At 70.6% G+C, this 22,525-nt stretch carries 22 protein-coding genes; 7 read left to right on the top strand and 15 right to left on the bottom strand.

Features of this window, described 5'->3' with window-relative positions:
- Positions 1-66 precede the first annotated feature (66 nt).
- Positions 67-561 (top strand): hypothetical protein, encoded by a 495-nt coding sequence (locus tag VZL07_RS22295; RefSeq protein ID WP_426749626.1) that lies wholly within the window; start codon positions 67-69, stop codon positions 559-561.
- A 183-nt stretch (positions 562-744) separates the two neighbouring features.
- Here VZL07_RS22295 and VZL07_RS22290 read toward each other — a convergent pair whose 3' ends face one another.
- The 5 genes from VZL07_RS22290 to VZL07_RS22270 form a co-directional block, all read right to left on the bottom strand.
- Positions 745-882, bottom strand: a complete 138-nt coding sequence (locus VZL07_RS22290) for a hypothetical protein (protein WP_426749625.1) — start codon at positions 880-882, stop codon at positions 745-747.
- A gap of 152 nt (positions 883-1,034) precedes the next feature.
- Positions 1,035-1,256, bottom strand: a complete 222-nt coding sequence (locus VZL07_RS22285) for a hypothetical protein (protein WP_426749624.1) — start codon at positions 1,254-1,256, stop codon at positions 1,035-1,037.
- On the bottom strand, positions 1,253-2,677 hold the full coding sequence (locus VZL07_RS22280) for a M16 family metallopeptidase (protein WP_426749623.1): 1,425 nt from the start codon (positions 2,675-2,677) through the stop codon (positions 1,253-1,255). Before VZL07_RS22280 ends, VZL07_RS22285 begins: the two co-directional genes overlap by 4 nt.
- 12 nt (positions 2,678-2,689) lie before the next feature.
- On the bottom strand, positions 2,690-4,126 hold the full coding sequence (locus VZL07_RS22275; RefSeq protein ID WP_426749622.1) for a M16 family metallopeptidase: 1,437 nt from the start codon (positions 4,124-4,126) through the stop codon (positions 2,690-2,692).
- Positions 4,127-4,249: 123 nt separating this feature from the next.
- A complete protein-coding gene (locus tag VZL07_RS22270) occupies positions 4,250-4,864 on the bottom strand; it encodes a hypothetical protein (protein WP_426749621.1) in 615 nt (204 codons plus the stop codon).
- A 278-nt stretch (positions 4,865-5,142) separates the two neighbouring features.
- Here VZL07_RS22270 and VZL07_RS22265 point away from each other — a divergent pair, with 278 nt between their 5' ends.
- A complete protein-coding gene (locus tag VZL07_RS22265; RefSeq protein WP_426749620.1) occupies positions 5,143-5,361 on the top strand; it encodes a hypothetical protein in 219 nt (72 codons plus the stop codon).
- Entirely contained in the window at positions 5,358-6,254 is an 897-nt protein-coding gene (locus VZL07_RS22260; RefSeq protein WP_426749619.1) for a hypothetical protein, read from the top strand. Before VZL07_RS22265 ends, VZL07_RS22260 begins: the two co-directional genes overlap by 4 nt.
- Positions 6,255-6,307: 53 nt before the next feature.
- On the opposite strand, the gene VZL07_RS22255 is transcribed toward VZL07_RS22260, so the two are convergent.
- Positions 6,308-8,713 carry a ribonuclease H-like domain-containing protein gene (locus VZL07_RS22255; RefSeq protein ID WP_426749618.1) on the bottom strand — a complete coding sequence of 802 codons (2,406 nt, stop codon included), beginning with the start codon at positions 8,711-8,713 and terminating at the stop codon, positions 6,308-6,310.
- Between the two features lie 138 nt (positions 8,714-8,851).
- On the opposite strand from VZL07_RS22255, the gene VZL07_RS22250 reads away from it, so the two are divergent.
- A complete protein-coding gene (locus VZL07_RS22250; protein ID WP_426757350.1) occupies positions 8,852-9,496 on the top strand; it encodes a helix-turn-helix transcriptional regulator in 645 nt (214 codons plus the stop codon).
- Between the two features lie 91 nt (positions 9,497-9,587).
- Positions 9,588-10,532 carry a hypothetical protein gene (locus VZL07_RS22245; protein WP_426749617.1) on the top strand — a complete coding sequence of 315 codons (945 nt, stop codon included), beginning with the start codon at positions 9,588-9,590 and terminating at the stop codon, positions 10,530-10,532.
- A gap of 172 nt (positions 10,533-10,704) precedes the next feature.
- Here VZL07_RS22245 and VZL07_RS22240 read toward each other — a convergent pair whose 3' ends face one another.
- The 4 genes from VZL07_RS22240 to VZL07_RS22225 form a co-directional block, all read right to left on the bottom strand.
- Positions 10,705-10,887: a hypothetical protein gene (locus VZL07_RS22240; RefSeq protein WP_426749616.1), complete on the bottom strand. Its 183-nt coding sequence runs from the start codon at positions 10,885-10,887 to the stop codon at positions 10,705-10,707.
- Positions 10,888-10,965: 78 nt separating this feature from the next.
- Positions 10,966-11,172 (bottom strand): cold-shock protein, encoded by a 207-nt coding sequence (locus VZL07_RS22235; protein WP_426749615.1) that lies wholly within the window; start codon positions 11,170-11,172, stop codon positions 10,966-10,968.
- Positions 11,173-11,506: 334 nt separating this feature from the next.
- Positions 11,507-12,151 carry a hypothetical protein gene (locus VZL07_RS22230; protein ID WP_426749614.1) on the bottom strand — a complete coding sequence of 215 codons (645 nt, stop codon included), beginning with the start codon at positions 12,149-12,151 and terminating at the stop codon, positions 11,507-11,509.
- A 168-nt stretch (positions 12,152-12,319) separates the two neighbouring features.
- Positions 12,320-13,693 carry a metallopeptidase TldD-related protein gene (locus VZL07_RS22225; RefSeq protein ID WP_426749613.1) on the bottom strand — a complete coding sequence of 458 codons (1,374 nt, stop codon included), beginning with the start codon at positions 13,691-13,693 and terminating at the stop codon, positions 12,320-12,322.
- Between the two features lie 191 nt (positions 13,694-13,884).
- On the opposite strand from VZL07_RS22225, the gene VZL07_RS22220 reads away from it, so the two are divergent.
- On the top strand, positions 13,885-15,162 hold the full coding sequence (locus tag VZL07_RS22220; protein WP_426749612.1) for a TldD/PmbA family protein: 1,278 nt from the start codon (positions 13,885-13,887) through the stop codon (positions 15,160-15,162).
- Between the two features lie 22 nt (positions 15,163-15,184).
- Here the strand turns inward: VZL07_RS22220 and VZL07_RS22215 are convergent, their stop codons facing one another.
- From VZL07_RS22215 to VZL07_RS22195, 5 genes are all read right to left on the bottom strand, one after another.
- Complete coding sequence (locus VZL07_RS22215; RefSeq protein ID WP_426749611.1) at positions 15,185-16,282, bottom strand: hypothetical protein; 1,098 nt, start codon at positions 16,280-16,282, stop codon at positions 15,185-15,187.
- A 17-nt stretch (positions 16,283-16,299) separates the two neighbouring features.
- Positions 16,300-18,183, bottom strand: coding sequence for a hypothetical protein (locus VZL07_RS22210; protein ID WP_426749610.1), 1,884 nt, complete (start codon positions 18,181-18,183; stop codon positions 16,300-16,302).
- Between the two features lie 104 nt (positions 18,184-18,287).
- Positions 18,288-19,253 (bottom strand): c-type cytochrome, encoded by a 966-nt coding sequence (locus VZL07_RS22205; protein WP_426749609.1) that lies wholly within the window; start codon positions 19,251-19,253, stop codon positions 18,288-18,290.
- A 14-nt stretch (positions 19,254-19,267) separates the two neighbouring features.
- Positions 19,268-20,266 (bottom strand): Rieske 2Fe-2S domain-containing protein, encoded by a 999-nt coding sequence (locus VZL07_RS22200; RefSeq protein ID WP_426749608.1) that lies wholly within the window; start codon positions 20,264-20,266, stop codon positions 19,268-19,270.
- 5 nt (positions 20,267-20,271) lie between these two features.
- On the bottom strand, positions 20,272-20,439 hold the full coding sequence (locus VZL07_RS22195; protein ID WP_426749607.1) for a Xan family putative trans-acting RiPP leader peptide: 168 nt from the start codon (positions 20,437-20,439) through the stop codon (positions 20,272-20,274).
- A 142-nt stretch (positions 20,440-20,581) separates the two neighbouring features.
- Here VZL07_RS22195 and VZL07_RS22190 point away from each other — a divergent pair, with 142 nt between their 5' ends.
- Positions 20,582-22,498 carry a hypothetical protein gene (locus tag VZL07_RS22190; protein WP_426749606.1) on the top strand — a complete coding sequence of 639 codons (1,917 nt, stop codon included), beginning with the start codon at positions 20,582-20,584 and terminating at the stop codon, positions 22,496-22,498.
- Positions 22,499-22,525 lie beyond the last annotated feature (27 nt).

Below are 22,525 nucleotides of genomic sequence, written 5' to 3'. Positions count from 1 at the left end.
GTCAAAACTCCGTGTCAGGACATGTGACCGGATTCACAAACGCGGGGATGGTATTAAATAGACGGCATGACCATCCCCACCCCGCTTTCCATCGCCGCCCTGAGTCTGACTTTTCTCACCTCCACCGCCGCCCTGGCTTCTGAGAGCAATGTCACCAGCCAGTACGTGGATGCCTCCAGCTATGTGACGTCCGAGGGGGACATCGAGGCGTGGTTCCAGCTCCGGTACAACCTCAAGCAGAACTTCGACGACATCTGCGGTGATACGTTCTGCGAAGGCGACTACAGCAACATCGAGTCGCTGCGGTTCCGCTGCTCGGTGGAGACGACGACGGGCCAAATTGGCCAGTGCGTCTGGGTGTTCGCCGCCAGCAACGAAGAGGTGTCCCCGACGACGGGCGCCGTGACGGTGGATGCCCAGACGTGGAGCTGCCAGGTTCCGCTGGCCCCGAACACCACCTTCCAGGCGTTCCTGACGGCCCTGGCGGGTACGTCGCCGCTCTACGCGACGCTGCCCGGCACCCAGACGACGATTTACCAAGGCCTGGGCGACTGCCTCTGATTCACCGCCGCGCGGCGCTCCAGCGCCAGGCCCTGTCGCCTCAGGCCTGGAGCGCCTCCGGGCTCAGCTCGCTCGCCAGCTCCCGAGCCAGGAGTGATTCGCGGTCGGCGTGCTCCCATCCGGCATCCGGAGGCCCGCGATGCGGAAGGTCTGCTCGGGCGGCCAACCAGACGCCGGGACGTCTCAGGCATGCACCGGCCAGGGCGTGTCACGGAACCCCGCCGCCCAGTTGTCGTGACGGCCATCCCAGTACTGGTAGGTCAGCGTGGCCGGGTCGATGTCATCGATGCAGTTCACGTTGATGGAAGCGAAGGTCGCCACATTGGCAGCCGCCCTGGTGGCGCTTGAGGGAGATGGAACTCGTTGGGGAGTCGGTCATGGCGGGCTCTCCAGAGGAAGTGAAGTGACTCTGGAGGTCATGGGGCCTGTCAGTGACAGCCTTTTGTCAGGTTTCCCCGCCCTGACAGGCCTGCTCAGTGACGGTCCGCCCGCACGTCATCCACCGCGTCGGAGCGGTCATCCGCCACGACGACTCTCGCCTTCAACGAATCCGCGTAGGTCGAGTAGTCGTTGTAGTAGGTCCACGCCACCTCCTGCACGGTGATGGGGCCCAGCGACACCAGCTCGCCGTGGAAGAGCAGGTTCCGCGCGGGAAGGCGGAGGCCCAGGACGGCCTCCGCCCTCCCGAAACTCACTTCAGCGCGGGGGAGACGACCTTCAGCTGCGGCGAGACGACCTTCTGGTCGCCCACCACGACGATGGTCATCGCCTCACGCGTCAGCATCTTCGCGGCCAGCTTCTGCACGTCCTCCGGCGTCACCGCCATCACCGACTGGACGTAGTTCTGCAGGTACGAGTCCGGCAGGCCGTGCAGGTCCACGAAGCGGAGCTGGTTGATGATGCCGCCGCGCGACGAGTTCTGGAGCAGGAAGGTGCCCGCCAGGTAGCTCTGGACGGCGCTCAGCTCCTCGGCGGGAGGCGGCGTCTTGCGCAGCGTGGACACCTCCTTGAAGATTTCCTTCAACGACTCGCCGGTGACGGCCGTGGTGACGTCCGCGTTCTGCACCCAGTACGCGTCCTCCAGGTGCGCGGACACCTCGCTGTAGGGCGAGTACGTGTAGCCCTTCGCCTCGCGGATGTTCGCGGTGATGCGCGAGCTGAAGTAGCCGCCGAGCAGCGTGTTCAGCACCGTCTGCTTGACGAAGTCCGGGTGGGAGGGCGGCAGGGCCTTCACCGCGACGCGCACCGTGGACTGCACCGCGCCCGGGCGGTCGATGAACTGCACGGCCTTCGCCACCTGCTGCTTGGGCAGGTTCTGCAGCCGCGCCGGGCCCGCCTTCCAGCCGGAGAAGGCGTCGCGGATGGCCTTCTCCACGGGCGCCGGGTCGAACCGGCCAACGACGTACAGCCGGGAGCGGGCCGCGCCGAAGTTCGCCTCGTAGTGCGCGCGGACGGCCTCCTGCGTGTAGCCCTTGAGCTGCGCCTCGGGCGGGAAGTACCGGCCATACGGATGGTCGCCGTAGAGGGCCTGGAGGAGCTTCTCGTCGGCAATCGTCCCCGGCTGGCTCTTGTAGATGGCCATCTCGCGCGCCAGGTCTCCCTTCACGCGCTCCACCTCCGCCTTCGGGAAGGCGGGGTTCTGGATGACGTCCGCGATGAGGGCCAGGGCGTCCGGCGCCGACTCGGAGAGGACCTCCAGGCCGACGAAGGTCTGGTCCATCGTCGTGCCGATGTTGAGCGAGCCGCCGAGCTGCGCGGCCGCCTGGGCAATCTGCTCCGCCGACCGCGTGGTGGTGCCCTCCGACAGCAGCTTGCCCGTCAGATCCGCCAGCCACGTCTCGGTGGCCTTCTCGTGGATGTTGCCCGTGTCGATGGCCAGCTGGATGGCGACCTTGGGCATGTCGCCGTAGGGCAGCAGGGAGACTTCAAGGCCGTTGTCGAGCTTGAACTCGGTGCGGGTGGGGACCTTGAAGGGCTTGGGCGCGGCGGGGGCCGGAGGCGCCTGCCGGGTGGGCGCGGGAGCGGCGGGAGCGGCCGCGAGCGCCGGGGCGGACAGCATCCCGAGCACCATCAGCGCGGGCGCGACAAGGCGGGTGCGAATTGAGTGCGTGGTCATGGGTGCATGTCCTCAGGGGGCCTGCGTCTTGGAGGCAGTCGCTGCGGCCGGCGTCACCGTCAGCACCGTGCGATTCTCGCGGCGGAGGTACTCCTGCGCCGTCTTCTGGATGAGCTCCGGCGTCACCTTCATCAGCTCGTCCTCGAGCCGGTTGATGCGCGCCGGGTCGTCGAAGAAGAGCGCGAAGGAGGCCAGCAGGTCCGCGCGGCCGAAGCCGAGGAAGCCCTCCAGCTGCCCGTACAGCCGCGAGCGCGCCTTCACCCGGGCCCGGGCCAGCGTGGCCGCGTCGATGGGCTGGCGCTGGAGCTGCTCCACCACGGCGTCGAACTCCTTCAGGATGGTCTCCGTCGGGGTGCCCGCGTCATGGAACAGGTAGGCGGTCCACTGCATGGGGCCGTTGTAATTCCAGTGGTTGCCCAGCTGGTTCACCCCGCCGGAGACGTCGCCCGTCAGCCCCTTCTTCTGCACGAGCTGCTGGTAGAGCGCGCTGTCGTTGCCATGCAGGAGCACCTCGTCGACCAGCGCCATGGCGAAGTACTCGGGCGTGCCCACGTCGGGCATGTGGTAGCCCACGGCGAGCGCCGGGCGCTGGGCCAGCTTGTCCTGCTTGTCGTGGCGCTTCTCCTGCGTCTGGCGCGGCTCGGAGATGTCCGGCTTGGACGGCTGCGCCACCGTGGGCAGCGGGCCGAAGTACTTCTGAATCCAGCCCTTCACCTGCTCCGGCTCGAAGTCACCCACCACCACGAGCGCGGCGTTGCTGGGGGCGTAGTACGTCTTGAAGAAGGCCCGCACGTCCTCGAGCGAGGCCGCCTCCAGGTCCTTCAGGTCGCCGTAGAAGTTGTGGGCGTTGTACCAGTTGCTGTTGGCCACCTGCGGCATGTCCAGCCACGGGAAGCCGCCATAGGGCTGGTTGAGGACGTTGACCTTCACCTCGTTCATCACCACGCCCTGCTGGTTCTTGAGGTTCTCCTCCGTCACCTCGAGCCCGCGCATGCGGTCGGCCTCGGCCCAGAGGATGGTCTCCAGCGTGTTCGAGGGGACCACCTCGAAGTAGTTGGTGAAGTCGAAGCGGGTGGAGCCGTTGAGGATGCCGCCGTTCTTCTGGATGAGGCGGACGAACTCCATCTTCCCGAGGTTCTGCGAGCCCTGGAACATCATGTGCTCGAACAGGTGCGCGAACCCGGTGCGGTCCTTCGGCTCGATGCGGAAGCCGATGTTGTAATAGACGGCGACGACGGCCTTGGGCGCCGAGCTGTCGCGCGAGAGGACCACCTTCAGCCCGTTGTCGAGCTTGTAGTAGTCCACGGGAACCTGGAGCTTCGGCTGCGCCGCGGACGGCTCCACCTTCGCCGCTTCCACGGCGGGCGGCGCTTCCGGCTTCTGGGCTTCCTGCGTGGTCGCGCAGCCGGTGAACGCGGCCAGTGCTACCGCTCCGAATACTCTTCTCATCGGACCTCCCCTGGGTGACCTGGCTACTCGTCGAATGACGGAGCCACTACGGCGCTTTGCGAGTTCCGATTGCCAAAGATTCAGGCCAGCGGCAACCCGCACGGTCCCCGAGGAGCCGATTGTCTACGCCACCAGGAAGGCCGCGGAGCAGTACGCGCAGGTGACCTTGTCACCCGGAAGGACGGCCACCGCGGACACGGGGGCGTCGCACGAGGGGCACCGCTGGGCGACGTTTTGCCCCCGCTCCAAAGCTTCGCGGTGGAGGTAAACGCGTTCATCCGAAAGATAGACGAGGTCCACCTCATGGCGGGCGATGAGCGTGGTCAGCATCGCCGCGACCTCCTCCTCTGGGAGCCGGAGCTGCGCGGCCACGTCACTGACGCGGATGCGCGGATGGGCGCGGATGAAGCCGAGCAGTTGCTCGCGGCGGCGCGCGTTCCGAAAGGGAGCCAGCCCCTTCTTCCATGCGAAGCGGCCCACGGCGACGAACACCGCGAATACCAGCAGCATGCCCAGGCCATCCGCGGTGGACCTTCCCTCGTCCGGCGAGACGGTCTCCGCGACGCCCACCATCATCCCCATCGCCCCGAAGAAGGCGGTACCCGCCCCCCACACGGCCAGCAGGGCTCCCAGCCCCTTCTTGAGCCAGTCCCAGTAGCGGCGTGGCGCGGGCGCCCGGACGGCATGCGGCCGGGGAGCGGAGGGTGACGGGACATCTCTCAGGCGTGGGGCGTTCATGGGCTCTCTTGAGACGGGCCGGCGCATTCTAGGGGACGGCCTGGGCACGCCACCTCCGGGAAAAACAGTCAGCACGGCAGCTCCCGGCCAGCGAGCCCGACTCAACTCCAGGCATTCAATTAAAAACAAGCAAAACCTGCCACATTCCGCATGGCCAGACAGGGTGTGCCCCTCGTGTGCGGGCTGGAAACTGCCTACGCTCCAGGTCTCCACCAGGAGGTGGCGCGATTCTTCCTTCGTCCTCCCAGAGCCCCCCCGCCGGCTGGCACGACACGCTCGTGCGTCACCTGGAGCCGCTCCTCGGCGCGTTCACCGCGAAAATGGCCATCCAGACTGCCTCCCTCCGAACCCTCAAGCGTCCCCCCGAGCAGCTGGGGCGTGAGGACCTCCCCAAGCTTCTCGAGGGACTCAAGCCCATGTTGAACACCTTCATCGGTGCCCTCCACGCGAAGGTCATCCTCGGGGAGATTTCCGCCTCCCTGGAGAAGCTGCGATGAGCGCTCAGGCTTCGGGACGTGCATCCGGCAGCATCGTGCCCTGGTTCGGGGCCGTGCTCGTGCTCCAGCTCGCCCACGCCTTCGCGGCCGCGGCGTCCCTGGGCGAGCCCCACCGGCTTCAGTTGGTGCACGACGTCGTCGGCTGGGGCAGTGGCCTGTTGGCCGTGTTCGGGACCTTCGCGGCGGCGCGCTCGTTCGAGTCGGGAGACTACCTGCGCAAGGTGTGGGGCGGCCTCGCGGCGGGCGCGTTGCTGTCGCTGGTCAGCACGGCGCTGCGCAGCTACTGGCTGCACGCCGTCCCGGACGTGCCCTTCACCGCGTCTCCGCTGCTGCCGGTCCGCATGGTCGTCGTGGTGCTGGCCAACGTGTGCACCACCTACGCGCTCATCCTGCTGGCGATGACGTACCGGCAGTCCGGTCTCCAGCCGCCCTCCACCCTCCGCAGCAACGCGCTGTGGGCGGGGACGGCCGTGGCAGCGCTGGCCGTGGGCCTGCCGGCGCTCGCCGCCGCGGTGGGAGACCTGGGCTCCAGCACCAGCGCCACCCAGTCCGCCATCATCAGCATCGCCTCGACGCTGGCCGACATGACGACCATCCTGCTCGTGGCGCCCATCCTGGGGGTGGCGTACATGCTGCGCGGCGGGCGGCTGGCCTGGGTGTGGTGGGCCATGGGCATCTCCGGCGCCATGTGGCTCTTCTACGACGCCCGCGTCTGGCTCGCCCCGCTGCTGCCCGGGGGCGCCGCGCAGGGAGAGGAGCTGCTGCGCACGCTCCGCACCTCGGGGCTCGTGCTCATGGGGCTGGCGGGCTGGCTGCAACGCTCCGCCCTGGCGCAGCAGACGATGCCGCCGGCGGCCAGTGGCGCCGTGGAGCCGTTCACCGGAACACCTTGAGCGGGCGCGTGCCGCTCCGGCGCAGCTACGCGCTGGGGCGGTGAACGGCCCGGCTACTCCGGGCCGCCAGGCCCCATCAGCACCGTGAGGATGGGCTTCGCCTCCGCGAGCGAGGGGGCGAAGAGCGAGGGCTGTCCCGGGTCGTCGAACACCGTCCGGAAGTCCTCGGGCGTCAGCGCGCGCACCAGCCGGGCGGCGAACGTCTCCCGCAACAGCCGCACGTAGTACTCGACGTCGTAGTCGCGCGGGTCCTCCTCGCGCGTGAGTGGCCGGGACGTCCCCACGTCGTCCGTCTCCGGGACGGGAAGCAGGCCCGCGCGGCCTCCGTTCGCCCGGTAGACGCGGACCTGCTCTCCCACGGGCCAGTCGCTGCGCCCGCTCGCCAGCATGGCCTCGTAGGGCAGCTCCCGGCGGCGCGAGCGGATGGCGAGGTACTGCGCGCCCGTCTTCGTCAGCCGCACCTGGGCGCAGACCTCCGGCGTGGGCAGCGCCCTGCGGCGCAGGGCCATCACCGTGGAGACGTACACGTCGCGGACGCCCGGGATGTCGCCCGCCAGCAGACAGCGCAGCGCGCGGCGCAGGAAGGCCTCACCAAAGGGCTCCGCGCGGCTGGAGCGGAAGGCCACGCCGCGCAGCACCAGCGGTCCGTCATACGGTTGGAGCGCGTAGTTCTTCGGTTCGTGCGACAGCATCGCGGCGTAGCGCCCGTCGAACTCCAGCTGCACCCGGGGCGGCAGGAGCGCGGCGACCTCCGCGACGACACGGCGCTCATCGGCCTCCTGCCAGCCTTCCGGCACGGCGAAGTACACCCCGTCCGTGTCCGCCTCCAGCAGCGTGACGCCGCGGCGCGCCAGCTCCCGGCACAGCAGGCCCAGCACCTCGCGGCCCTGACGCGTGACCTCGTTGGCGGCGTGCACGTCCGAGAAGCGCGTGAGCCCCACCGCGCCCAGATAGCCGTAGGCCGAGTTGACGACGATTTTCATCGCCGCGGACAGGGCCTCGTTCGTGAAGCGCTCCTGCGAGCCCACGGGCGCGGCGCGCGCCCGGCCCTTCGCCGCCAGCCGCTGGTCCACCAGCCGGTCCACCAGCGCCAGCAGCACGCCCAGCCGGTCGCGGCTGGGGCCAATCCGGTACTGGCGCATGAGCGAGGGATACAGGCTGGCGACGTCCGCCTTCACGATGCGCCGGGCCACCCCGCTGGCGAACAGGTGGAGCGCCGCGCCGCTGTGCGACGTGCCGTCCCCTTCTTCATGCGTGGGAAGCGCCGCGCCCTCCCGGAGGTAGGCCCGGACGAGCAGCGGGTCCAGCACGCCGGTGGCCGGCCCCGCGTCCGCGAGCCGCTCGTAGCGGCGGGGCGCCATGCGCGCGAGCGCGAAGGCCGCGCCGCCGAGGAGCCGCGCGAGCCCGGCCGCTTCCTTCACGTCGTCGCGCGCATAGCGCCGCACGCGCTCCGGGTCCGTGCGGAAGACCTCGTACACCCGGGCGCCAGGGATGTGCTCGCGCTCCGGCCCCGCAATCCCCAGGTGCCTGGCGACGGCCTTGAGGCCATGGCCCGGCAGGTCCCGGGTGGAGAAGTCGTGCCGCAGCACCGCGTCCAGCGTGTCGATGAGCTCGCGTCCGGGCACCGTGTAGCGGGCGCGGCGCATCGCATCCGGCGGCGCACCGGGCACCGGGCGCCCGAGCGCGGCGCCTCGCGCGGAGGGCCGGTGGCGCAAGCCGGGTGCGCCCGCACGGCCCAGCGCCAGCGACACGCCCAGGTGCCTGGCGCGCCGGGCGAGGAAGGGCAGGTCGAAGCCGTGCAGGTTGTGGTTCTCGATGACGTCGGGGTCCCACGCGCGCACGCGCTCCGCCAGGTGGTAGAGGAGGTCCGCCTCCGCCGAGTCGTCATCCCCCTGCGCTTCGAGCGTCTCCGTCTCCCCGTCCGGGCTCCGGAGCGCCACGAGGAAGACGCGGTGGTGCGATGGGTCCAGTCCGGTGGTCTCCAGGTCGAACTGCATGCGGCGCAGCTCGTCGAAGGCGAGGTCGCGGAAGTAGGTGCGGCCGGAGGTGGTGAGGTACTGCTCCTCCGGTGGCAGCGCGAGCACCGCGTTCGCCCCCAGCTCCTTCAGGTGCCCCACCGGGCGGCCGAGCCGGCGCGACGCGCCTTCGAGCACGGCGCCCGCCAGGGCCCGGCCGTCGTCCGCGCGGACCAGGTACCGAAGCGCTCCAGGCCCTTCGAGCTCCTGCCATGTCACGCGGTGGCGCGCGGGCCCCTCCGACTCCGGGCGCAGCCGAGGGCCCAGGTGCCCCAGGTCCTCCAGCGACGCGAGCAGCAGCCACGGGCGGAAGCGCACGTCCTCTCGCACGAGCGCCCCCGTCTTCGGGATGCGGCGCCACACGAAGGCGCGGCCATCCGGCTCCGCCCACACGGAGACGATGCCCGGCGTGGGGTCCCACCCCCAGAGCCACTCGTCCTCCATGGAATCCCTCCGGGCGTGCGTGCCGTGAACGTGCGCGATGCAAGCCGCTGTCGGCGTGGGATGCAAGGCGCGTTGCTCGAGGGGCATGAGGTCATCTTGGTGGTGGAGGGTGACAGTGGTATGTCAGGTTTCCTCACCATGCAGCGCACCGAGCGTCTCTTCGCCCTCGCCGAATACCTCCGGGGCCGTCGCACCGGAGTCACCGCCGAGGTGCTCGCCGAGCGGTTCGGCGTCACGGTGCGGACCATCTACCGCGACCTGGACTCGCTGCGGGCCTCCGCCCTGCCCCTCTCCGCCGAGCGCGGACGCGGGGGCGGCTACGCGCTGGACCGGAGCTACAGCCTGCCGCCGGTGAACTTCACCGCGCGGGAGGCGGCGCTCATCGTCGCGCTGGGACGCTTCGCCATCGACATGCGGCTCTTGCCCTTCGCCGGCACGCTGGAGTCGGCGCTGGACAAGGTGCGCGCCGCGCTCTCCACGTCCGCGCAGCGCGAGCTGCTCACGCGGCTCAGGGAGCTGTCCTTCATCGGCGTGCCGTCGCTGCCAAGCAAGAAGCCCGTCCGGGAAGCCCTGGAGCGCGCGTGGTTCGAACAGCAGCCGCTGCGCATCACCTACGTCGATGGCAACTTCATCGAGTCGGTCCGAGACGTGCGCATCCTGTCCGTCATCATGAACCGGCACGAGACGCGCGTGGACTGCGAGGACATCACCACGGGCGAGCGGCGCCCCTTCCGACTGGACCGCATCGCCCATGCGGAGGTGCTGCGCTCCACGAAGCCATGAGGGGGAGTGCGGGGATTCCGAAGGTACGGATGGCCTGAAGCCACTCACCCTCGCGCCGCGGCCCGGCCAGGTGTACGTCGCGCAGGTCGAGGTGGATGACAGCTCGGTCTACGTGCTGAACGTCATCGAAGACTCACAGCGCGCCGGGCCGCCTCGGGCAACGCTCTATCGCACGCCCATCGGAGCGCCTCAGGAGGCCGCCACGGTCCTGGCGGAAGGGACCTTCAGCCGCTTCGTGGTGGGCCCCACGCACGTCTATTTCGTCGAGCACGTGCGTGTCGATGAGCCCCCGAACGGTGGATACCGCGACCTGGGCCGTCTCTTTCGCGTCCCCAGGTCGGGTGGCAGCAAGGAGCTGCTCACCGAGGGGTTGGAACTGGCATACATCGAAGAGCCAGTCCTCGCGGGCTCCCACCTGTACTGGCTGAACAGCGCGTATCAACCCACGAGCTCGCTCTGGCGCACGAGCGCCGATGCGCCAGGCCCCATCGAACGCGTCGCCGGAATCTCGGAGCATTCGACGTACAACTTCATGCGGAGTGGGACGTACTTCTATTGGCGGGAAAAAAGGACGGTGAGCGACAGCCCCCGCGTGGTCAGCAACGCGCTGGTGAGATTGGACATCCAGTCGGAGGGCCCCCAAGTGGATGTACTCACCTGGCCCGAAGAAGAGGGGCTGGTCACTCCCTATGCGCCCATCCCGATGATGCCAACGCCCCTGGGCCTCTTCGCCATGTTCGGCCTGGAGGACGAGCCCTCACGCAGGCTGGTGCATCTCCCGCTGGAGCCGCACGCAGCGGCCCAGCTCACCAGCCTCGAGGAGCTGCCCCCCGGACCAGCGAGCCTCGGGTTTCACGAGGGGAGCGTCTACTACGTCTCGACGCACGCCCAGGGAATCCACCAATGGAACGTGAAAGAGAGCCGTTTCTCCCGCCTCCTGCCGGACCTCCGTGGCATCAGCCAGCTGGCGGTGAACGACATGGGCCTCTTCTTCGTCAACGCCGGCAGGATTCAGCAACTCCCGCACCCGGATTGAGCACGGGGCGCGCGCCAGCCCCTCCCGGCTTCGAATCCAGGATGGGACGCACCTGGAGCGCTCGGAGAGGTAGGTACGGCGTCCTCCCGGGGGGCTGGATTGCCATCCCGGAAGGGGGTGCCCTGGGCACTCCACGGTGCGTGGCGAGCCCTGGGCGGCATCCGGCTGGAGCTCAGTACTCCAGCGGCGGCTGAGGGCCGGGGATGATGTCGGCGATGTCAGGGTCGACGTCGCCCGGCTGACGCGGTCCGCGCTCGGCCTTCAGCTTCTTGCGCTCCTCGCGCTTGGCGTCCTTCTCCTGCTGGTGCTGCTTGCGCGCCTGTTCCTTTTGACGCTTCGTTGATCGTCCTTGCATTGCGCCTCCCTCGACGAAAAGAAAAGCCCGGCCTCGCTCGCGAGGAGACCGGGCTGATGCGTGCTGGAGCCTGCGCTCTCAGCCGACGACGCGAACGTTCTCGGCCTGGAGGCCCTTGGGGCCCTTCCGGGTCTCGAACTCCACCTTCTGGCCCTCGGCCAGCGTGCGGAAGCCGTCCGCCTGGATTGCGGTGTGGTGGCAGAACACGTCAGGCCCCCCGTCGTCCTGGGCGATGAAGCCAAAGCCCTTCGCGTCGTTGAACCACTTCACGGTGCCAGTTGCCATGTTTCTTCTTCTTTCTGCGTACGGCGCGAGGCCGCAGCCCATCCCAACCGCGGGACAGGTAGCCTCTAGCCTGTCGAGGGGCCCATGTCGAATGTGGAAGGCCCCCAATCTCCACCGGCTGTTCGCCGTGTGAAGGAAACGCGACGACTTACCGAAGAATTCCGGCCCCTTGGCGCCTCCACCGTGCCGCCGGACCGGACCTGACTCCCAGCCAATGTGGGTGCCCCCGAGGCCTTCGGGGAGCGCCTTGAAGGGCAGGCCCCAGGGCGACGCCGCTCCGCTTCACTCGCCGGACGGGCCGGGCGCACGCCGCACGCGGGCGTCCCAGCAAGCGCTAGGCGCCCGGGGGCGTGCGCGGCAGTTCCGTGCCGAACACGACCTGGAGCAGGTCCATCAACCCCGGCCAAGCCTCGGCGGCCAGCCACAGGCCCTCGGCCTGATGCTCGGCCGTCATCGCCAGCGACGCGGACTCGAAGAGCCTGGCGGGCAGCACGCCCTCCTCGGGGAGGGGCCCCTCCACCTGGAGCACCTGCCCGTCCCAGCGGATGCCGGGCGGAAGCAGCCGCTCCGCCAACATGCGCATCGCCGCCCGCCCCGCCCCCGCGCGCAGCACGCCCATCATCAACGACGATGCCGTCCGGGACTCTTCCAACTCCACCACGCCCGGTGTCTTCAGCCACAGGCGGTAGCGCCCGGACGCGAGCTCCACGCGCTCCAGCGCCGTCTCCACGCGCAGCTTCCAGCCGTGCACGGAGAAGCGCAATTCGTAGACCTCGTTGCGCGCGGACCACTCCCGCAGCTCGAAGTTCTTCAGCCGGCTCAGCAGCTGGCGCACCACGGTCTCCACACGCGCATGGGAGAGCCGCACCCGCCGGCGGCCCACATCCACCGCCATGTCATTGGAGAGCGCGGACGGCAGCCGCTTCGCCCACTCCCGTGCCCCTTCCAGCATCTTCGCCGCCAGCGACTGACCCGACATCCGCGTCCTCCCGTGACGCCGCCCACATGCGCCCTTGGGTCCTGGCCCGGCGACCCGGCGTCGTGCGCGCAGCATGCACCGGATTCAGCGCCCACGCGCGCCCTGCTCGTTGGGCAGGCCGCCTGGCGTCCCTCAGCCGGCCCCACCCCACCCCCAGGGACGTGGATGTCACCTGGACGCCTGCCCGCCCCCTCCACCGGCCAGCAAGGGCGGGAAGACGAGCGTCGGCGTGCCGCAGCCCTCGGCGGTGGGGAAGAAGGCCAGGTCCGCGCCCACGCCCCGAAGGGCGCGGAAGGTCTCCAGCACGGGCAGCTCCAGCTCCACCGGCGCCACCCGGCGCACGCGGCGGCCGTCGCGCACCTCCCAGCCGCCCGCCACCAGCGTGACGGTGCCGGGGCGCGGCATGGTGGTGAAGGTCTCCACGCGCGCCACGAGCTCCGTGTGGTGCGCGGGAAGCGCGAGGGACGCGCCGGGCACCACGAAGGGGTTCACGGCCTCGGGGGTGGGTGCCCCCTGCGAGGACCGAAAGCCACGCGCGTTGAGCGGCGCACCGAGCCGTGACGCGGTGTCCGCGGAATGGAGGAAGCCCCGCAGCCTTCCCTCCTCCACCAACGACACGGCCGCGGTGGGCACGCCTTCATCGTCCAGGTCCACGCGCCGCGTGCCCGCTGGATGGCTCGGGTCATCCACCACGCTCAGCGCGGAGGGGAACAGCTTGCGGCCCACCGCCCGGCCCAGGGCGGGCGTGGCGGCGGCGATGTCGCCGCGCAACAACCAGACGAGCCCCGCGGCGAGTGGCGCGGCCACCGCGGGCCGCAGCACCAGGGGCAGACTCCGGTCCACCGCCTCGGCGGGCCCCGTGAGGGCTTCAACGGCCTCCGCCAGGCGAAGCCGCAGGGCCACGAGCGCGGCCTCATCCTCCGCGCCCGGAGGGAACGACACCGCGTCCACGACGGCGCCGCGCGGCGTCTCGCAACGCACGAACAGCTCCTCGCGCCACTCCGCGCGAGCGCTGCGCATGCCGCCCGCCCGAACCACCGCGCGCCACGTCGAGGATTGGGAGAGCACGGCCGCCTGCACCACGCTGTCCCGGGGCACGGAGGTACGAATGAAGTGCGCCATCCGGCGCGCGGCGGCTTCGGGCAGGAGTCCGGCAGGGCCCGCGGGAAGCGCCGAGGCGGGCGCGGGGAGGTCGGGAAGGACGGCCGCGCGTCCGGGCGACGCGAGCTGTTCGGCGCGGTCGAGCAGCAGCGACAGCCCGGCCGCATCGTCCACGGGGGCACTCAGCAGTCCCTGCCGGGTGCTCCACGCAACGCGCGCCGTGGCATCCATCGACGCGCCCTGGTTGAGGACGGAGGTCCCCGTGCCGGCCTCGTACTCGAGCGACAGCCTGCGCTCCGCGGCGAGGAACACCTCCGCCTGAGAGGGCGCGTGCCTGCGCGTGAAGGCATCCAGCGCGTCGCTGGCGGACGTCAGCAACGCCATTGGCTCCAGCCCCGCGCACGCGCTCGACGCCCCCTCCTCCTTGAACCTGCCCTGCATCCGTTGCCTCCACCTGATGTTCGCCGGGCTCGAGCGTGAGGATACCGGTCTCTTTCCTCCGCGCGTGCGCCCTCCGTGCGTGGGGTCGTCACACTGGCTGGCGTATGCTTCCCATCCGGCCCTGCCTGGCGCCCGGCTGGCCCGTGGCACGGCCCCTCACCCGAAGCCTCTCTCGGCCGGAGGACACACGCGTGGACTGGTTCGTGGAGCGGCGAGAAGTCACCGAGGTGCTCCACACGCGGTCCGGCCCGCGCGTCATCCCGCCATTGCTCGACCGGGGATGGTCCCTGGGCGAGCGCGTTCCGGAAGGCATGCGCTGGCGCTGGGCCCCGGTGGCCGGCGCGCAGTGGCGGCGCGGCGTCCTGCCCGCCGAGCTGGAGCACCGCGCCCGTCCGCTGCTCGACGCCGACCCCACGCTCCCCGGCGACACGGAGGCCCCGCTGGCGCTCGTGCGCAGGCTGGTGGAGACGGCGCGAGCCGCGGGGGCCACGCACCTGGACGTGCTGCTGCGCGAGGTGGACCGGCGCACGCTGTCCGCCAGCCCATCCCACTCGAGGGAGGACGCACAGCGCCACGCGCTGCTCGAGGTGAAGGCCTTCCATGACACGGGCGCTGGCGTCGCGGAGCTCTGGCGCTGCGCGGCCTGGCCCGACGGGACGAAACGGCACGCGGCGCTGCCGGAGCTGGAGGCCCTGGTGGAGGGCATGGTCCGCGAGCTGCGTGACACGTCGCCCATGGTGCCCTGCCCCGAGGGCGCGCTCCCCATCGTCTTTCCGCCGGGCGCGGCTTCGGGGTGCTTCTTCCACGAGGTGTGCGGCCACCCGTTGGAGGGAGACGTCGTCGCGCGCGGAGGCTCCTATCTCGCCCGGCGGCTGGGCCAGGCGGTGGCGGGTGCGCACCTCACCGTGTCCGACGACCCCACGGACGGGCGCGGCGCGCTGGGCTTCGCGTGGGACGACGAGGGCCACGCCGCCCTGCCGGTGACGCTCATCCGCGAGGGCCGGGTGGACGCGCCCCTGCTGGATGCTCGCAGTGCCACCGCGCTGGGCCGCGCACCCAATGGCCACGGACGGCGTGTCAGCTACCGGCACCCGCCGCTGCCTCGCATGGCGCACACGCGCGTGGAGGCGCACGAAGGCCACCTCAAGGCGCTGATGGCGGACATCCCCCATGGCCTGCTGGTGCAGCACCTGCTGCCCAGGCAGATGGACCTGCTGTCGGGGGACTTCAGCTTCTACATCGTGGAGGCCCGGGAGATTCGGGACGGGCGTCCCGGCCGCCGCGTGGGCCCCGGCGTCCTCCGAGGCAACGGACTGGACGCGCTGGCGGCCATCGACGCGGTGGGCGCGGATGCGAAGAACCTCTTCGCCACGCGCGGCTGCCGGAAGCTGGACCACGGCCCGCTCCCGGTGTCCTTCGGGCAGCCCACGGTGCGCTTCCGGCGGCTCCAGGTCGAGCCCACCCGGTGAGCACCGTGGGTGCCCGGGGGCGTCACTCCATCGGATAGCAGAGGAAGCCGAAGTCCGGCGGCGGCGCGGGCTCCTCGTAGGGGTTCTCCTCCACGGGCGGCATGGGCGCCATGGCGAACAGCCGCGTGAAGGACACGCCCGGGGGCAGGCCCTGGACGAAGAAGGGAGGCACCTCCCAGGGCCGGCCCATCTCCGGGTCCTCCAGCGTGTCCACGAAGCTCACCGTGAGCGCACCCGCGGTGCCGGGCTGCACGACCAGCGCGTAGTACCCCAGCGTGCTGACGCCGTCCCGCGTGGCGAAGTAGCCCATCTCCGTCTGGCCCAGGAACGAGCCGGGCGGCGCCCAGTCGATGGCGTACAGCGTGCCCGCCGTCGTCTCCGCCGCGATGTCGCCGCTGGGGAAGAGGAACGCGTCCAGCACCGGGCTGGGCGAGTAGACCCACAGCAGGGCCACCGAGCGCCCGGAGGCGGCATCCGCCAGGCTGGCCACGGACATCGAGGTGCCCGTCTCCTCGGAAATCACCTGCGCCAGTGCGCCGAGCGCGCCCGCCTCGCCCACGATGGCCGGCGACTGGATGAGGCACTGCGTGCCCGTGGCCGCGATGGGCCGCATGCTGGTGGTCGGGTAGTAGGGCACCGCGGGGATGGGCGCGAAGCCCGCCTCCGGCGGGAAGAAGTCCGAGGCGCCCACCATGAGGCCTTCGGCGGGCTCGGCGCGGATGAGGTAGGGCACCGTCGGGTCCGCCGGCAGGCCCCGCGTCTGGAAGTTGCCCCAGGGCGGAAGGGCCGGGCCGCTGCTGTCCACCACCTCGCCGGTGGGCGACACCATGTGGACCTGCGCGCCCCAGACGGACGAGCGCATCACCGTGGGCATTCCGTAGAGGAGCGCGGGAGGCGGCGCGCCCTCCGGGTCCTCAGGGTCGGCCGGCCAGGTGACGAAGGAATAGAACATCGCCTCCGGGTCGAAGACGACGCCCGACACCGGAATCCGGTGCTCGGGCAGGTCATCGATGTAGGGCGCCTTGGAGTCCAGCACCGGCGGCGGCGGCGCACTGCTGTCCGCGCACGCGGAGAGCACGGCGGCGGACAGGGACGAGACAACGAGGGAGCGAACCTTCATGGCGGTCCTCAGAGGGCTCAGCGAGGCGGGAGGATGTGCTCGGCCGGAGGCGTGGTGACGTGGCAGGACTCGGCGCAGTTGCCGTAGCCGTTGGGCGTGTTCTGGACGGGCTCGAAGCGCAGGTCGAAGTATTCCGAGCCGTGCGACGTCACGTGGCAGCCGTTGCAGCTCATCAGGCTGGGCCACACCGTGCTCTCGCGCGTCAGGTGGCACATCGTGCAGTCACCCTTGTTCTGGGTGTACTTGCGCGAGTTGATGTGGAGGCGGTGGATGACGTCCGGCAGGTAGCCGTACCCTTCCTCGGTGTGGCACGTCTTGCAGGCCTCCACGTGGTCCACGGACATGCCGTGGTGGACGTTGGAGAGCGAGTTCACGCCGTTGTGGCACACCTGGCAGTTGCCCACGCGGCCCGGGTACGTCGTGGGCTCGGCCTGCCCCACCTGGAAGAAGAAGGGGTCCAGCCGGTTGAGGCGCTCGCCCATGAAGGTGCGGTGGCCCTTGAGGATGATGGCGTAGGTGCCCGACTTCGCGTCCGGCGGCAGTTGCACGGAGTAGCGCGTGGGTGGCCGGGCATCACCGCCGCCCGCGAGCATGTTGGAGCCCGGCGGCAGGTAGAAGTAGGGCTCGCTGTACTGCGGGAAGGAGAAGTACGGCAGCGAGTAGGAGCCGCGCGACACCTGGAGGTCCTGCAGCGGCCCCACCACCTTGAAGCCCGACTCGGAGGAGCTGGCATCGCGGTAGGTCAGCAGCATGCCCTCGTTGAAGTACGCCAGGCCGTTGGAGGCCTCGCCGACGTACTCGTTGTAGCTGGGCATCACGTCGCGCGGGTGCAGGCCGTTGCCGTCCCCATCGCGCAGCGACACCACGAAGTTCACCGCCTCACCGGGCATGTAGTAGCTGCCGTTGGACGGCCGCGCCAGGCGGACGGCCTGGCTGAGGCCGAAGCCGCAGGGCACCTGCTCGTCGGTGGCCAGCCCGTTGGCGTCCAGGCGGTAGCACGTGGCCGGGCGCTCGGACTCGGGCGTGAACGTCACCGGGAAGATGAAGGGCTGGAGCGGCAGCAGGCTCCAGGTGACGCGGATGACGCCCTCGCCGGACAGCTGCGGCATGGTCAGCGTCTTGAAGGGGTTCGTCGCGCCGGAGAAGGACGCCTTCACCATCGTCTTGTAGCTGGGAGGCGTTCCGTCGGGGAGCATCCGCACCTCCGGGTCCCCCGGGAAGAGCGGCCGGGCCACGTCCGCCACCAGCCAGCTGGCGCGCGTGCGGCCGGTGATGGGGCTCTCCCCCATGAAGTCGCGGCGGCTGTAGGTCGCGGAGGTGCGCACGGCGCCGTCCGCGTCGAGCACCTCGATGAGGAAGGTGTCGTCCAGCGACAGCATCCACGCGGCGTTCTCGTAGTACGTCTCGCGCTGGAAGGTCCTGTCGTAGTCGTTGGTCCACTCGTCGCGGCCCACGCTGACACCCGACCAGTCCAGGTCCTTGAAGCGCGACTGGTTGCGCATCCAGAAGGACGGGGCGTGGCGGTTGTTGAAGTCCGTGTGCACGCCCGAGACGGTGTCCACCGCGGTGAACTCGCGGACGAAGTAGCTGACGCCCGGGGTGACCTCCAGCCGCGCGGACGGCACCACCTGCGCGCCCTGCTGGTTCATGTGCTCGCAGGTGGTGGGGTAGTCCGGCAGCGACAGCGAGCCGGGCGACACCGGCTCACCCGAGGGCAGGATGGCGCAGCCGTTGAAGTACAGCAGGGACAGGGAGATGGCGCCGGAGGCCGAGCTCGAGTACGGGTCGAAGGCCCTCGCGCCACGGCCGCGGGTCCCTTCGGCGTCGCTGATGTTGAAGACGTCGCAGCCGGCGACGAGCGCCAGCAAGGACAGGAGCAGTCTCTGAGAGAGAGATTTCATGAGGGCACGCGTCACGCGCAACCACGGGGGAATGGGGCGGGACGTTGGGCTTTCGGGGACGCTCCGGGAGTCTACTGGACGCTCCCGGATGGCGCCAGAATGGGTCATTTGCCAGGAGGGGACGACGCAACGGGTGCCGCCGCGGGCACCGTGCGCAGGTAGCGGTAGAGCGCCCGGAGGTCGGCCTCCGCCATTCCGGCGAAGAAGCCCCAGGGCATGGTGAGCTTGTTGACCTGCCCCGCCTTCGAAGACGCCGGCGCCAGGTCCTTGAACGCGGTGAAGCGGGCCACGAAGGCCTCCTCGTCGAGCGCGCCGAGGCCCTGCGCATGCGGCGTTAGGTTGGCCACGACCTCCGGGCCATAGGGCGTGGGCATGGGCCTGCCTCCGGCGAAGGGCGTGGCCGCCTCGTCCATGCCGGCGTGACAGGCGGCGCACTGCGCCAACGTGGAGAGATAGCGGCCACGGGAGACGTCGTCGCGCGCGGGCTCCGGCACCTCGGCCGTCATGGGCGCGGCGAGGTCCTTGTACTGCGCATACACCTCGTCCGGGATGGCCGAGCGCACGCTCGCGCGGGGGGACGGTGGGGTCTGACGCAGGAAGGCAATCACCGCGCGCGCATCCGCGTCCGACATCTCCCGGTAGAGGAGGAAGGGCATCAGCGGAACGAGCGTCTTCCCGTCCCGGCCGGTGCCGTCACGCAAGGCACGCATCAGCTCCGCGTCCGTCCACTTGCCGATTCCGTGCTCGGGGTCGGAGGTGATGTTGGGCGCGCAGACGCGGCCCGGCAGCTCCCAGCTCGCATCATCCCAGCAGGCGCCGGAGAGCGCGGGTCCGGACGCCGGCCCGCCGAAGCGGGACCAGTCGCGCGGCGTGTGGCACGAGCCGCAGGCGAGCACGTTCTCCACCAGGTAGCGCCCGCGCTCGAGCGTGGCCGCGTCACCCGCCGGGGCGGTCGTGGGCTTGGGGGCCGGCGCGGGGGTGGAGACGGGGGTAGGCGGTGGCGCGGGTGGCGCTTCGTCGCGCTTGCAGGCACACAACGCCAGCAACAACAGGGGCAGGCAGGAACGCATCGGGGGTTCTTTCCTCACTCCGGAGCGGGCCCATCCACGGGACGGCCCAGGCGCAGGGCGATGATGCCCCGGCGGTATTCGATGGGCAGGCGGTCCGCGGGCGTGTGGACCTCCCCCGCGAAATCCAGGGGGTGGGCGCGGGGACGCACGCCCTCCAGCACGCGACGGTCCTGCTCGAGGATGGCCAGCTCGCTCTTCACGAACATGTCCGGGAAGTGGTTGCGCAGCCGGGGATGGTAGGAGGCGAAGTAGAAGCACCGCATCTTCTCCTCCGACAGCGGCGACGCGATGGCGTACACCGTGTGGACGTAGAAGAGCGTGGGCTTGAAGGCCAGCTTCGCGGCGAAGGGGAAGGTCACGTCGTACGTGAGCGTGGTGCGGTCCACGCGGGGCGGCATGTCGTCCATCGCCGGAGCCAGCGCGGGATAGACGATGCGCGCACCCACGCCCGTGGGACGCCGCTCCACCTCATATGGGGGCACTTCCTGCTGCTCGGGGTTGCCGAAGGTGCCTTCGTGGACCCACGACAGGTGCGCCACGTCCAGTACGACCTCGATCATCCGGCCCGCGGACACGTTCCAGTCCAGCAGCGGCAGCGGGACGGTGGCCATGCTGCCGTCCTCCAGCTCCGGCCACTCCGGCAGGGGCGCCGCGGCCTCCGGCGCCAGGCAGACCCAGATGAGCCCGTACCGCTCCGTGGCGCGGAAGGCGGAGACGCGCGCCCCCGCGGGAATGGGCGCACCCGGCTGTGACGGCACGCGCACGCAGCGTCCGTCCACGCCATAGGTCCAGCCATGGAAGCCACAGCGCAGTCCGTCGGGCGTGACGCGCCCGAGGCTGAGGTCCGCGCCCCGGTGCGAGCAGCGGCGGTGCGTGACGGCCACGCCCGTCCCCGTCCGCCACAGGACCAGGTCTGTCTCCAGCAGGTGCGCCGCGAGCGGAGCGCCTGTCAGCTCATGGGAGAACGCGACCGGGTGCCAATAGGGAGAGAAGGCGTCAACGTAGGAACGCACGACCCTTACGCCAGCGCGAGCGGAGCGATCTTGCTCTCGATCTCCTCGAGGAGGAAGTCGATCTCCTCGATTTCATCCAGCTTCTCCGGCGCCGCGGAGGCCTCGGTGGGGGCAGGCTCGGAAGACGACGTGGACTGGGCGGACGGTACGTGAAGGGTCTCTTCCGAAGCCATGAGGCCTCCTGGAGCGGGGGGTGGGGGGCGCGAATGTTTCCGGTTGACAGGGGGGCCTGTCAATCCAGAGTCCCCATTCTTAAGAATTTTTCGACACATGTATCGTTGATTGAGAGTCGTATACGCTCGGGGGGCCCCTGTGATGATGCCCCCCTCGTTCGTCCGAGCCCTGGCCGCGGCCGTCCTGCTCTGGAGCCATGGCGTGTCCGCGGAGCCGTGGAACGGCGCCGAGCCGGGCACCACCACGCTCCAGCAGGTCCTTCTCTCGTTCGGTGCCCCCAGCCGCCAGGTCCATACGGATGGCGAGGTGGTGTTGACCTACCAACGCAAGGCGGCGCCGGGAGGGACGCGCAGCACGCGCTTCCACTTCGATGCGCGCCAGGGCGTGCTCCGGCGCATCGAGGTCACGCCCACGAAGCCTCCGAAGTACGCGGGGCTCATCGCGCTGTACGGCCCCGCGTGCGGCGCGGAGGCGCCCGCGGGCGCGGGCTGCCACGAGGCGGCGGCGGCACCGGCCCGCCAGCGCTGGCTGCACTACCGGGCGCGCGGCCTGTCCGTGCTGGTGGACCGGCGGCAGCAGGTGAAGTCGATGGTCTACACCGAGCCCGAGCCTGCCCCCGCGCCCACGCGCGCGGGCGAGAGGCCGGCCGCCGTCCCCGCCGTCGCGACCCAACGGGACACGCCCGTGCTGGCCCCCGCGGCGGTGCCGCCGCCACCCGCCGAGGACAGCGCCACCGGGCTCGCCACCGCATCGGTGGTGACGGAGGAAGGCGAGGCGCCCGCGGGCTTCGAGGGCCTGCTCGATGCCCCCGCCCCCACCGGCGCCGCGCCGGGCTCCGGCGCCGTCGTGACGGGGTGGCAGGGCCCGGGCGGCGAGGCCGAGGACCCGTGGCACGAGAACCACCAGGAGCGGCAGGACGTGCTGGCGGTGGGCGGCATCTACTTCCAGCGCGCGGAGCTGACGGGTGTGCGCTCGCAAGGGAAGACGTCGTTCGAGCCCGTGCTGCCCGCGCTCGCGGACATCTACCTGGACGCCACGCCGTCGAAGCACGTGCGCGGCTTCCTGATGGGGCGGCTCGCGTACGACCCGCTGTCCACCGAGGCCAACGGCCCGGCCGCCGCGCTGGGGCAGATGTGGCTGAAGTTCGACATCGCCCAGCGGCTGTTCGTCACGGCCGGACGGCAGGAGATTCGCTGGGGCAGCTCGCTCATCTGGAATCCCACCGACTTCCTGCAGGCCCCCAACCCGGACCCGCTCAACACCTTCGACCTGCGCACGGGCGTCGACATGGTCCGGCTCACGGTGCCGTGGGAGGCCATGGCCGCCAACCTGTCGCTGCTGGGCACGGCCAACGTGGAGGAGGTGGGCACGGACCTCCGGCGGCTGCGCTACGGCGGCGGCGTGCGCGCGGAGATGGCGGTGGGCACGGGCGAGGTCGCCGCCACGGCGGTGTTCGACCAGTCACGCCGCCCGCGGTACGGCCTGGACGCGACGATGGCGCTGGGCCTGCTGGACTTCAACGCCGAGGTGGCCTGGGTGGGCGACGCCAATACGCGGCTGTGGGCCCGGGAGGGCGACGGCTTCGTGGAGCGCGCGCTGGAGGGCCGCAAGCTGCTGGTCAGCGCCGGCGTGTCCGCGACGTTCAACTTCGCCGAGCTCTACCGCGCCGTCATCCGGGTGGAGGGCTTCCACAACCCGCTGGGCTATGACGACCGCGCCTACCTGCCGTGGCTGAGCGCGCAGGGCGACTACCGGCCGCTGTTCTACGGCCGCTACTACGCCCTGGGGCAGGTGAACATCGGCCGGCGCGGCATGTCGCAGATGTCGCTCATCTTCACCACCATCGCCAACGTGCAGGATGCGTCCTACCTGTCGCGGCTGGCGTTCAACTCCTCGCCCTTCGAGATCCGGGACATCTTCGTCCAGACCTTCGTCGAGGTGCCCTACGGCGAGCGCGGGAGCGAGTTCCGCTTCGAGAGCGTCCCCGCGGACCCCACCGTCCCCGGCTCGGGGCTCGGCGTCTTCCGCGCCGGCGTGAGCCTCTACGTTCGCCTCTAGCCCATCGGGCCTTCCGGAATCCGCCTC

This window comes from Pseudomyxococcus flavus (assembly GCF_050038885.1).
Taxonomy (GTDB): Bacteria; Myxococcota; Myxococcia; order Myxococcales; family Myxococcaceae; genus Myxococcus; species Myxococcus flavus.
The sequence above is the reverse complement of the archived record's forward strand: the minus strand, read 5'-3'. Positions and strand labels throughout refer to the sequence as shown.

What these genes read in the sequence shown, in the direction of transcription:
- VZL07_RS22295 (WP_426749626.1), top strand. Translation starts at nt 67, where the DNA reads ATGACCATCCCCACCCCGCTTTCCATCGCCGCCCTGAGTCTGACTTTT.
- VZL07_RS22280 (WP_426749623.1), bottom strand. Translation starts at nt 2,677, where the DNA reads ATGACCACGCACTCAATTCGCACCCGCCTTGTCGCGCCCGCGCTGATG.
- VZL07_RS22275 (WP_426749622.1), bottom strand. Translation starts at nt 4,126, where the DNA reads ATGAGAAGAGTATTCGGAGCGGTAGCACTGGCCGCGTTCACCGGCTGC.
- VZL07_RS22270 (WP_426749621.1), bottom strand. Translation starts at nt 4,864, where the DNA reads ATGAACGCCCCACGCCTGAGAGATGTCCCGTCACCCTCCGCTCCCCGG.
- VZL07_RS22260 (WP_426749619.1), top strand. Translation starts at nt 5,358, where the DNA reads ATGAGCGCTCAGGCTTCGGGACGTGCATCCGGCAGCATCGTGCCCTGG.
- VZL07_RS22255 (WP_426749618.1), bottom strand. Translation starts at nt 8,713, where the DNA reads ATGGAGGACGAGTGGCTCTGGGGGTGGGACCCCACGCCGGGCATCGTC.
- VZL07_RS22250 (WP_426757350.1), top strand. Translation starts at nt 8,852, where the DNA reads ATGCAGCGCACCGAGCGTCTCTTCGCCCTCGCCGAATACCTCCGGGGC.
- VZL07_RS22240 (WP_426749616.1), bottom strand. Translation starts at nt 10,887, where the DNA reads ATGCAAGGACGATCAACGAAGCGTCAAAAGGAACAGGCGCGCAAGCAG.
- VZL07_RS22235 (WP_426749615.1), bottom strand. Translation starts at nt 11,172, where the DNA reads ATGGCAACTGGCACCGTGAAGTGGTTCAACGACGCGAAGGGCTTTGGC.
- VZL07_RS22230 (WP_426749614.1), bottom strand. Translation starts at nt 12,151, where the DNA reads ATGTCGGGTCAGTCGCTGGCGGCGAAGATGCTGGAAGGGGCACGGGAG.
- VZL07_RS22225 (WP_426749613.1), bottom strand. Translation starts at nt 13,693, where the DNA reads ATGCAGGGCAGGTTCAAGGAGGAGGGGGCGTCGAGCGCGTGCGCGGGG.
- VZL07_RS22215 (WP_426749611.1), bottom strand. Translation starts at nt 16,282, where the DNA reads ATGAAGGTTCGCTCCCTCGTTGTCTCGTCCCTGTCCGCCGCCGTGCTC.
- VZL07_RS22210 (WP_426749610.1), bottom strand. Translation starts at nt 18,183, where the DNA reads ATGAAATCTCTCTCTCAGAGACTGCTCCTGTCCTTGCTGGCGCTCGTC.
- VZL07_RS22205 (WP_426749609.1), bottom strand. Translation starts at nt 19,253, where the DNA reads ATGCGTTCCTGCCTGCCCCTGTTGTTGCTGGCGTTGTGTGCCTGCAAG.
- VZL07_RS22195 (WP_426749607.1), bottom strand. Translation starts at nt 20,439, where the DNA reads ATGGCTTCGGAAGAGACCCTTCACGTACCGTCCGCCCAGTCCACGTCG.
- VZL07_RS22190 (WP_426749606.1), top strand. Translation starts at nt 20,582, where the DNA reads ATGATGCCCCCCTCGTTCGTCCGAGCCCTGGCCGCGGCCGTCCTGCTC.